Source organism: Komagataeibacter xylinus (genome assembly GCF_004302915.1).
In the GTDB taxonomy this organism is placed as follows: domain Bacteria; phylum Pseudomonadota; class Alphaproteobacteria; order Acetobacterales; family Acetobacteraceae; genus Komagataeibacter; species Komagataeibacter xylinus_C.
Map to the genome: position 1 here is coordinate 1 of NZ_QQBI01000096.1, position 1,261 is coordinate 1,261.

At 55.6% G+C, this 1,261-nt stretch carries 3 pseudogenes; 1 reads left to right on the forward strand and 2 read right to left on the reverse strand.

Annotated elements, in window-relative coordinates:
• Nucleotides 1-66: 66 nt before the first annotated feature.
• Nucleotides 67-386 (reverse strand): annotated as a pseudogene (locus DV027_RS17285) (transposase); the annotation flags it as partial.
• A 12-nt stretch (nucleotides 387-398) separates the two neighbouring features.
• On the opposite strand from DV027_RS17285, the pseudogene DV027_RS17290 reads away from it, so the two are divergent.
• Nucleotides 399-596 (forward strand): annotated as a pseudogene (locus DV027_RS17290) (hypothetical protein); the annotation flags it as partial.
• A gap of 538 nt (nucleotides 597-1,134) precedes the next feature.
• Here the strand turns inward: DV027_RS17290 and DV027_RS18010 are convergent.
• A pseudogene (locus DV027_RS18010) lies at nucleotides 1,135-1,261 on the reverse strand (IS5/IS1182 family transposase); the annotation flags it as partial.

The following is a 1,261-nucleotide window of genomic DNA, read 5'->3' on the forward strand; positions in this document are numbered from 1 at the left end:
GACCGCACACGATCACACGTCAATATGGGTCAGAAAACTCTTGCATAACGGACGGCAACCACAGAAGTAATCCCGTTCAGTCATCGCCCAGGTCACGGCCTCCCGCTGCAAACCGGGCGTCACTAGTTTTTTGCCAGCAGGTCTTTCAGGGTCAAGACGTCCATCACGCTCTCCGCCAGAAGCCGCTTCAGCTTCGCGTTCTCCTCTTCAAGAGCCTTGAGCCGCCGCGCTTCGGACACTTCCATCCCGCCGTATTTCGATCGCCACGTGCAGAAGGTCGCATCGCTGATCCCATGCCTGCGGCACAGATCGGTCGCCGTAGCGCCCGCCTGATGCTCCTTCAGGATCCCGATGATCTGCTCCTGCGTGAAACGTGCTTCCTTCATCGTCTGTCTCCTATGGACAGACCTTACTTCAAATCGAGGGCATTTCAGGGGGCAGGGTCACGGGCAGCAAAGGAGCGGATCGCGCCGCTGTTTACGCAGAAACGCGTTGCGATGTCGATGTGTGCCTTTCTCTATGTCCTGATTGGCAACGAACCGCGCAAGATAGGATGGATGCATGCGGAAGCAGCAGGATACCCTGATCCGTGGCGGTAACAAACGCTTCTTGGCGATATGCCTGAACTTGGAGCCATGGACGAAACGCAGGCTGCGGCTCTCTTGCCTGAATGCCGCCTTTTCCACGCCAGTCGGGCGCGCAGCAGGGAAAAGCTTCATAAGCCGTGAGTGCACTTATATTCGGCAGACGCTCTACATGCCCGCCCTTGTCGCGATACGGTTCACTCCTGATTTAAGGCGGATTTATGCTTGCCGATCACCTGCTAGTGGAATGGCGTAAGATGATCCTGGACCACACAGCCAGAGGCCGGGTATGGTCAGACACGCTCCAAATCTGCGGGGGAGATTAGTTCTGCCGTCTCATGGGAAATATCGTACCCTCTCTATCTTAGAACACAAGACGTTCTATAATATTTGTTATGCCAACAAAGCGCGCTGATACGGCGTAGGTCTGAGACGCAGGCAATGTCCTTACCCGCTGCGTGACGCGGTTATTGATCGCCCCGAGAGTTTCTGTTTCCCGGCGTGGATCGCGTCTATTGTATTTTAATTGGCTTGAAATTAGGCTCAGGACTCATAGCCAGAACAAGACGGTTGCGGCGAGGCAGACTGCCGAGAAGAAGGCGGTCGGGCATCTGTCATAGCGTGTTGCGACCCGTCTCCAGTCCTTGAGCCTGCCGAACATGATCTCGATACGGTGG